The following is an 8,554-nucleotide window of genomic DNA, read 5'->3' on the forward strand; positions in this document are numbered from 1 at the left end:
GACGACGTCGTCGCCGTCGAGCACGACGCGCTGCCACGAGGTCGTCGGATCGGCCACGGCGGCCGCGGCCGAGTACGACACCGGAGCGATGAACTGCTCCTGACCAGGCTTCAGCGAAAGCGCGTTCGCCGCCACGACGGTCTTCGCGCTCAACTCTTCCAGTCTCAACTCAGCCATATCGAAAGGGTAACGTGCGCGGGGCGACCCGCATAGTCGGCGGGACCGCTGACCGAATGCTGACAAAAGTGTCTCGATGTCAAGATAGTTGTGCGCCTCCGGTAAGCTGTCTCCGGCTGAAACACGGCACAGACCCCAGGAGAACCAGTGGACAAGATCAAGGTTGATGGAACGGTCGTCGAGCTCGACGGCGACGAGATGACGCGGATCATCTGGAAGGCGATCAAGGACTCGCTCATCCACCCGTACCTCGATGTGAACCTCGAGTACTACGACCTCGGCATCCAGAAGCGCGACGAGACCGACGACCAGATCACGATCGACGCGGCGCACGCCATCCAGAAGCACGGCGTCGGCGTCAAGTGCGCGACCATCACCCCGGACGAGGCCCGTGTCGAGGAGTTCGGCCTCAAGAAGATGTGGCGGAGCCCGAACGGGACCATCCGCAACATCCTCGGCGGCGTCGTGTTCCGCGAGCCGATCATCATCTCGAACATCCCGCGTCTGGTCCCCGGCTGGAACAAGCCGATCGTCATCGGCCGTCACGCCTTCGGCGACCAGTACCGCGCCACCGACTTCACCTTCGACGGCCCCGGCACGCTGACCATGAGCTTCCAGCCCGCCGACGGAGGCGAGGCCCAGTCGTTCGAGATCTACCAGGCCCCGGGCGCCGGCGTTGCGATGGGCATGTACAACCAGGACGACTCCATCCGCGACTTCGCGCGCGCGTCGTTCAACTACGGGCTCGACCGCCAGTACCCGGTGTACCTGTCGACCAAGAACACCATCCTCAAGGCCTACGACGGCCGGTTCAAGGACCTCTTCCAGGAGGTCTTCGACACCGAGTACAAGGAGAAGTTCGACGCGGCCGGCCTCACCTACGAGCACCGCCTGATCGACGACATGGTCGCCTCCAGCCTCAAGTGGGAGGGCGGCTACGTCTGGGCGTGCAAGAACTACGACGGTGACGTGCAGTCCGACACCGTGGCGCAGGGCTTCGGCTCGCTCGGCCTGATGACCTCCGTGCTCACCACCCCCGACGGCAGCGTCGTGGAGGCCGAGGCCGCGCACGGCACCGTGACCCGCCACTATCGCCAGCACCAGCAGGGCAAGCCGACCTCCACCAACCCGATCGCCTCGATCTACGCCTGGACGCGCGGCCTCGCGCACCGCGGCAAGCTCGACGGCAACCAGGACCTCATCGACTTCACCCACACCCTCGAGGACGTCGTGGTGAAGACGGTCGAGGAGGGCAAGATGACGAAGGACCTCGCCCTCCTGGTCGGCCCCGAGCAGAAGTTCCTGACCACCGAGGAGTTCCTCGACGCGATCAGCGAGAACCTCAAGACCCGCCTGGCGTAAGCGTCTCGCGCCGCGTTCGCGCCGGATGGCGTCTCCCGCACCGCGGGGGCCGGCATCCGGCGCGATTCGTCGTTAACGGGCCGACTCTACCCAAACACCCGAACGCGACCCTATGCTGCGGCGCAGATGCCGCCGCGCATCGCTGAGCCGAGGGGGATCCCGTGATCGAACTGAGCCCGGACGAGGTCGCCGCACGCGCGGCCGAGGCGTACACCTACTTCTACCCGCTGGTGACGATGGACGTGACCCGCAGCGTCTTCACGCAGCCCGGCGACTCCTCGGTCATCGGCCGCGGCCCCACCAACACGCTCGCGCACGCACGAGCCTTCCCGGACGCTGACTTCCGCGCGGTCGTCGCGCCGAACTTCGACACCCTGTACTCGTCGGCCTGGCTCGACCTCTCCAGCGGCCCGCTGCTGCTGGAGGTCCCGGACAGCGGCGGCCGCTACTACCTGCTCCCGCTGCTCGACATGTGGACGAACGCCTTCGCGGTGCCGGGCAAGCGCACGACCGGGACGGCGGCCGGGAGCTTCCTGATCGCCCCGCCCGGATGGAAGGGTGACGCCCCCGACGGCGTGCGGAGGATCGACGCTCCGACCTCCCACGTCTGGCTGATCGGGCGCGTCCAGACGAACGGACCGGCGGACTACCCCGCCGTGCGGGAGTTCCAGGACGGTCTCCGCCTCAGCACGCTCGACGGCGAGGCGCCGTCGACGACGCTGCCGGCCTCGGTGGCCCCCGACGGACTCGACCTGAGCGCCGAGCCGCTGGCGATCGTCAACGGACTCACCGCCGCCGACTTCTTCTCGTACGCGGCGCGACTGCTCGCCGAGCACGCCCCGCAGCTGACCGACTTCAGCGCACTGGCCCGGCTGGAGGCCCTCGGGATCGTCCGCGGCGCGGACTTCGACGTGTCCGCGTTCGACGACGACCAGCGCGAGGCCCTGGAGCGCGGGGCCGCCGATGCCCGCGAGCGGCATCAGCGGGCGATCAGCACGATGGCCCGCATCACGAACGGCTGGGCGATGAACACGGACAGCATGGGCGTCTACGGCGACTTCTATCTGAAACGCGCCGCGGTGTCTGTGGTCGGGCTCGGCGCGAACCAGCCGGAGGACGCGATCTATCCCATCGCCGTGGCCGACGCCGAGGGGCGCTCGATCGTGGGGGAGCGCGACTACGTCCAGCGCTTCGAAGCCCAGCAGCTGCCGCCGGTGGACGCGTTCTGGTCGGTGACAATGTACGACCACGACAGCTTCCAGGCGCCCAACCCGCTGAACCGCTTCGCGCTCGGCGATCGCGACGTCCTCCACTACGAAGACGACGGCTCGCTCGAGCTCTATTACGGCCCGACCGACCCCGGTGGCGAGAAGACGGCGAACTGGCTGCCGGCGCCCGCCGGGCCGCTGCGGATCATCATGCGGCTGTACGCTCCGCGGCCGGAGGCGCTGGACGGCCGGTGGAATCCGCCGGCGATCGCGGAGCGGGGCTGACGCCGGAGCGCTCAGTCGCGTCGCCGCTCAGCCCCGCCGGGCGTGGAACGCCGCGAGATCGACCTCCCGAGTGGGTACGACGTCGAGGCGCGCGGCGGTCTGCGGGTCGATCGCGACGGAACCCACCGCCAGGTTGGCCTCCAGGTGATCGGCGTCCGCCGTGCCGGGGATGAGCAGGACGTTCGGCGCGTGCTGCAGCAGCCAGGCGAGGCCGACCTGCGACGGCGTCACGCCGAGCGCCTCCGCCGCCGCTCTCACCTCGGGCTCGTCGGTCACCTTGGGGAGGCCCGCGAATGCGCTCCCGAGCGGGAAGTAGGGCACCCAGGCGATGCCCTCGTCGCGGCAGAGCGCGAGCATGTCCTCGTCGTCACGCGCGACCAGGCTGTAGGCGTTCTGCACGCACACGATTCCTGCCGGAAGGGCGCGGCGGAGGCCGTCGATGGTCACGCTGCTGAGCCCGATCGCACCGATCAGCCCCTCGTCGCGGAGCGCGACCAGGGCTGCGAGCTGGTCGTCGAGCCCGACGATCTGGTCGCCCTCCGCCCGGATCCCGAGCCCGGCGTCCATGTGCCGCAGGTTCACCACCGGGATGGTCTCGACGCCGAGCGAGCGGAGGTTGGCCTCCACGGACGCGCGGAGTTGCTCGGGCCGTTGCGCGGGCTGGAGGCCGCGTCCGCCGGGACCGACCGCGGCACCGACCTTGCTCACGAGCTGCACGTCGTCGACGCCCTCGAGCGCCTCGCCCAGCACCTCGTTGACGAAGCCGGCTCCGTAGAACTCCGCCGTGTCGACGTGATCGACGCCCAGCTCGACCGCGCGCTGCACCAGGGCGATCGCCGCGCCTCTGTCGTTGTGGAGGCGCTCCAGCTGCATCGCGCCGAAACCGATCCGGGCGACGTCGCGCCCGGCGAGCCGGCCGACTCCGCCCGGTCGCGGCCTGCGGGTGGTGGTCGTGTCATCGGTCATGGTGGTGTCCTCCCGTGTCAGAATGGACGAAGCGGAGGGGCCTCCGCTATCGCCACGATACACCTTTCCGGAGGAGCCTCCGTTTTGAGTTCGCCGAACACCCGTCCGCTGCGTGCGGACGCCCAGCGCAACCGCGACCACCTGCTCAGGGTCGCGCGTGCGGCGTTCGCCGCCGACGGCGACGAGGTGACCCTCGACCGGATCGCAAGAGACGCCGGTGTGGGGATCGGAACGCTCTACCGGCACTTCCCGACCAGGGATGCGTTGGTGGAGGCGGTCTACGCGGCCGAGCTCGACGCCGTGGTCGCGGACGCCGCCCCGCTCCTCGCGGAGCTGCCGGGCGACGAGGCGCTCCGCGAGTGGATGAACCACTACGCCCGCTTCACCGCCGCCAAGCGCGGGATGCTCGGCACGCTTCGCGCCGGCTGGGCCTCCGGGCGGATCGCCGCGCCCTCCACCCGCGAGCGCATCGTCGCGGTGATCGGCTCGATGCTCGCCGCCGGCGCGGCCGACGGCACGCTTCGCTCCGACGCAGACGCGGACGACGTCGTCTCGATGCTGCTCGGCGTCTTCGTCTCGGCCGGCGGCGCAGGCGACGCGGGCGACGCCGGCGGCTCGGCCCGGACGGGCCGGCTTCTCGACCTCCTCATCGACGCGCTGCGTCCCCGCACAGACTGATTCGGGAAGACCGCGCCACCCGGGCGCGTTGACACCCGCATCGGACGATCGCTGACGAAAGGAACCACCCCGCATGAGCAGCATCCACGACCTCCTCGACGCGAACCTCCACAGGGTCTTCGGCGAGCGGGACGCCGCCGCGCGGCGCGCCGCGATCGATGAGGTATACGCGGAGGACGTCGTCTTCACCGACCCGGAGGGCAGCGTCACCGGCCGGGACGCCCTGGCCGAGAAGGCCGACGAACTGCTGCGCGACCTCCCCGAGGCCTTCGTCTTCGCCGAAGACGGCCCCCGTTACGAGGCCGCCGACGCGGGAGCGCTCGCGTGGGCGCTCGGGCCGGCCGGATCACCGGTGGCCCGCGGGATCGACGTGATCGTCGTCCGCGACGGCCGGATCGCCGACCTGCGCACCCTGCTCGTGCCCACGGCCTGAGCTACCGCGCCGTCCAGCCGCCGTCGATCGCCAGCGTCTGCCCGGTGATGAGCGACGCGGCGCGGGAGGCCAGGAAGGCCACGGCGCCCGACACCTCGGCCGGGACGCCGATGCGGTGGAGGGCGGCGATCCGCTCGATCGTGTCGGCGCGGAAGTCGTCGTCCGCGAGCGCTTCGGAGGTGCCGTCGGTGGCGATGAAAGTCGGCGCGACCGCGTTCACGCGGATCCCGTAGCCTCCCCATTCGACGGCCAGGCAGCGGGTGAGGTGCACGACGGCGGCCTTGGCGGTGCAGTACGACGACTCGAGCGGGAGGGCGACGAGCCCCGCCTGCGAGGCGATGTTGACGATCGACCCTCCGCCGTTCGTGCGCATGGTCTTCGCGACGTGCTGCGAGAGGAAGAACGTCGAGCGGGTGTTCAGCTGCCAGACGTGGTCGAAGTCGTCCTCGGTGACCTCCAGCGCCGGCGCGTTGATGCCGCCGCCGGCGTTGTTGACCAGGATGTCGAACGGCCCGAGTTCGGCGACGACCTCGTCGATGGCGGTGCGGCAGGTCGCGAGGTCGAGCACGTCCAGGCGGATCGCCCGCGCGGTCACGCCGAAGGCGCTCAGCTCGGCGAGGAGTTCGGCGGAGCCGCCGGGGTCGCGCACGCCGAGCACCACGTCGGCTCCTTGGCCGGCCAGTTCGAGCGCGATCTCGCGGCCCAGGCCGCGGCTGGCGGCGGTCACGAGGGCGCGGGAGCCGGTGAGGGTGAACGGGGTGCGGGCGGGGGCGGAGGATGCGACGGTCACGTGCAGGAGTGTAACGAGTTCGTTTCGGTGCTTGCGTTTCTTTTGTTCGTAAGCTTTACTAACAAACATGACCACGATGGACGTGCGGGGAGGCAACGGCGGGCTCGGGCCCGGCCGGGCGCTCCGGCCGCGCGCCAAGGTCCTCCCGGAGCACGCGCGCAGCCACAACCGCTCGCTCGTCCTCCAGACGCTCTACCGGTCGGGACAGCTCAGCCGCGCCGACATCGCCCGCGAGACCGGCCTCACCAGGGTCACGGTATCCGACCTGGTCGCGGAACTCCTGAGTGAAGCACTGGTCATCGAGCTCGGTCAGCGCGAGTCCGCGCGGCCCGGCAAGCCGGCGGTGCTCCTCGACATCAACCGCACCGCGCACCAGATCGTCGGCGTCGACCTGAGCGACCACGACCGCTTCCGCGGCGCCGTGATGGACCTCGACGGCGAGCTCCTGCACTCCGCCGAGGTCCCGTTGGAGGACGCCGACGGCCGCGCGGCGACCGGGGAGGAGGCCCTCGCGAAAGTCATCGAGCTGGTCCGCCACCTCGTCGACAGCGCCACCGCGCCCATCCTCGGCATCGGCGTCGGCTCCCCGGGCGTCGTCGACCTGACCGGCACCATCCTCACCGCCCCGAACCTCGGCTGGACGGCCGTGCCGCTGCAGCACGACCTCCACCTGCTCACCGGCCTCCCGGTCGTCGTCGCCAACGACGCCAACGCCGCCGTGCTCGCCGAGCACAGCTACGGCGGCGCCACCGGCGACATGATGCTCATCCGCGTCGGCCACGGCATCGGAGCCGGACTCATCATCGCCGGGGCGCTCGTCTACGGCAGCCACTTCGCCGCCGGCGAGATCGGCCAGGTCATGGTCGGCACCGACCTCGGCCTCGAAGCCACCTACAGCCGCGACCAGGTGCTCGAGCACTGGCTGAGCGTCCCGCAACTGCGCCGCGGCATCCTCGCGGCCGAGATGGAGGGCGCGGATGCGACACCCGTCCTCCGCGAGGCGGGCAGCCGGCTCGGCATCGCACTCGCGCCCGTCGTGGGCGCCCTCAACCTGTCGGAACTCGTGCTCAGCGGGCCGACCGACCTTCTCGATGGCCCTCTCGCCGAGGCGACCATCCACACGCTCCGGAGCCGGACGATGGCAGAGAACCACGCCGACCTCGCGGTCCGGATGACCACGCAGGGGCAGGACATCGTCCTGCGCGGCGCGGCCGTACTCGTCCTCTCCGGACAACTCGGGGTCTCGTAACACAGCACCGTGCGAACCACGACCCCTGCACCGACGGTGTGAAGCACCCGCCCACACTGACCACCCAAGAAAGCCCGAACACAATGAAGGGAACAGCAATGAAGAGAAAGCTCGTCGGCCTCGCCGCTGTGGCTACGGCTTCCGCTCTCGTGCTCGCCGGATGCGCCTCAGGAGGAGGCCAGGCTCCGAGCACCGACGGCAAGGGAAAGACGGTCACCCTGTGGCTCGTCGGATCCGACACCCCTGACGCGCTCCGCAACTACCTGAAGACGGAGTTCAACAAGGAGACCGGTGCCACGCTCAAGATCGAGCAGCAGGACTGGGGAGACATCGTCACCAAGCTGACGACGTCGCTCCCCGACGCGAACAACACTCCCGACGTGACGGAGATGGGCAACACCCAGTCCCCGACGTTCACGAACGTGGGCGCGTTCCTCGACGTCTCCGACATGTACAAGGACCTGGGCGGCGACAAACTGCTGCAGTCCTTCGTCGACGCCGGCAAGGTCGACGGCAAGAACTACACGCTGCCGTACTACTTCGGCTCGCGCTACATGTTCTACCGCAAGGACGTCTACAGCGCGGCCGGCGCCACGGTGCCGACGACGCTGGACCAGTTCAACAGCACCGTCGCCGACATCACGGCGAAGAACCCGAAGGGGATCCCGAACTTCTCCGGCTTCTTCCTCGGCGGTCAGGACTGGCGCGACGGCATCTCCTGGATCTTCGCCAACGGCGGTGACATCGCCAAGAAGGAAGGCTCCAAGTGGGTCGCCACGCTCGACTCGGCGAACTCGCTGAAGGGCCTCCAGCAGCTGCAGGACATCTACAAGAACGCGTCCAAGGCCCCGAACGACGCCAAGGACTCGAACCAGTACATCTACCTGAACGACACCGACCAGACGGTGGACGCCACCGGCAACAAGACGGGTGACACCTCGCTCGCCGCCGCCACCATCATGGCTCCGGGCTGGGCGCACTGGTCGATCGGCGACCTGTCCACCAAGGACGGCAAGGCGGTGCGTACTTGGAACGACAACACCTTCGGCACCTACGTGCTCCCGGGTAACGATGGCAAGCCCGCTCCGGTCTTCGCCGGCGGCTCCAACATCGGCATCTCGGCCAAGTCCAAGAACCCGGGCCTGGCCAAGACGCTGCTGAAGATCATCTTCAGCAAGGAGTACCAGGAGATGCTCGGCAAGAACGGCCTGGGCCCGGCGAACTCGGACTACATGTCCTCGCTCGGCGACGACCAGTTCGCGAAGGCGCTCATCGAGTCGGCCTCCAACTCGAAGCTGACGCCGGCCGCTCCCGGCTGGGCCTCCGTCGAGGCGGCGAACGTGATGGAGGAGTTCTTCTCCAAGATCCGTGACGCTTCCGACCTGAAGGCGCTCGCCCAGCGTACG

The 8,554-nt window shown here is 69.4% G+C and carries 8 protein-coding genes and 1 pseudogene; 6 read left to right on the forward strand and 3 right to left on the reverse strand.

Translation table 11 applies throughout. The features are described from left to right. A pseudogene (locus AC0HS0_RS00805) lies at positions 1-177 on the reverse strand (GNAT family N-acetyltransferase); the annotation flags it as partial. A gap of 147 nt (positions 178-324) precedes the next feature. Between AC0HS0_RS00805 and AC0HS0_RS00810 the strand changes: the two are divergent. Both AC0HS0_RS00810 and AC0HS0_RS00815 read left to right on the forward strand, forming a co-directional pair. After that, the gene (locus tag AC0HS0_RS00810) at positions 325-1,539 is read left to right on the forward strand and encodes an NADP-dependent isocitrate dehydrogenase (RefSeq protein ID WP_472960978.1); all 1,215 of its coding nucleotides are present in this window, start codon (positions 325-327) and stop codon (positions 1,537-1,539) included. 161 nt (positions 1,540-1,700) lie between these two features. After that, positions 1,701-3,032, forward strand: coding sequence for a DUF1254 domain-containing protein (locus AC0HS0_RS00815; protein WP_472960980.1), 1,332 nt, complete (start codon positions 1,701-1,703; stop codon positions 3,030-3,032). A 27-nt stretch (positions 3,033-3,059) separates the two neighbouring features. Here the strand turns inward: AC0HS0_RS00815 and AC0HS0_RS00820 are convergent, their stop codons facing one another. After that, positions 3,060-3,998 carry an aldo/keto reductase gene (locus AC0HS0_RS00820; RefSeq protein WP_472960982.1) on the reverse strand — a complete coding sequence of 313 codons (939 nt, stop codon included), beginning with the start codon at positions 3,996-3,998 and terminating at the stop codon, positions 3,060-3,062. Positions 3,999-4,082: 84 nt separating this feature from the next. Between AC0HS0_RS00820 and AC0HS0_RS00825 the strand changes: the two genes are divergently transcribed. Beyond that, complete coding sequence (locus AC0HS0_RS00825) at positions 4,083-4,676, forward strand: TetR/AcrR family transcriptional regulator (protein WP_472960983.1); 594 nt, start codon at positions 4,083-4,085, stop codon at positions 4,674-4,676. A gap of 73 nt (positions 4,677-4,749) precedes the next feature. Next, positions 4,750-5,109: a nuclear transport factor 2 family protein gene (locus tag AC0HS0_RS00830; protein ID WP_472960984.1), complete on the forward strand. Its 360-nt coding sequence runs from the start codon at positions 4,750-4,752 to the stop codon at positions 5,107-5,109. Position 5,110: 1 nt separating this feature from the next. Here AC0HS0_RS00830 and AC0HS0_RS00835 read toward each other — a convergent pair whose 3' ends face one another. Then, on the reverse strand, positions 5,111-5,899 hold the full coding sequence (locus tag AC0HS0_RS00835; protein ID WP_472960985.1) for an SDR family NAD(P)-dependent oxidoreductase: 789 nt from the start codon (positions 5,897-5,899) through the stop codon (positions 5,111-5,113). A gap of 67 nt (positions 5,900-5,966) precedes the next feature. On the opposite strand from AC0HS0_RS00835, the gene AC0HS0_RS00840 reads away from it, so the two are divergent. Further along, positions 5,967-7,148, forward strand: coding sequence for an ROK family transcriptional regulator (locus AC0HS0_RS00840; protein ID WP_472960987.1), 1,182 nt, complete (start codon positions 5,967-5,969; stop codon positions 7,146-7,148). 98 nt (positions 7,149-7,246) lie between these two features. After that, the coding region (locus AC0HS0_RS00845) for an extracellular solute-binding protein (RefSeq protein ID WP_472960989.1) at positions 7,247-8,554 on the forward strand (1,308 nt) is incomplete at its 3' end.

The organism is Leifsonia sp. PARNA 1/14 (assembly GCF_055720965.1).

What these genes read in the sequence shown, in the direction of transcription:
- AC0HS0_RS00820 (WP_472960982.1), bottom strand. Translation starts at nt 3,998, where the DNA reads ATGACCGATGACACGACCACCACCCGCAGGCCGCGACCGGGCGGAGTC.
- AC0HS0_RS00830 (WP_472960984.1), top strand. Translation starts at nt 4,750, where the DNA reads ATGAGCAGCATCCACGACCTCCTCGACGCGAACCTCCACAGGGTCTTC.
- AC0HS0_RS00840 (WP_472960987.1), top strand. Translation starts at nt 5,967, where the DNA reads ATGACCACGATGGACGTGCGGGGAGGCAACGGCGGGCTCGGGCCCGGC.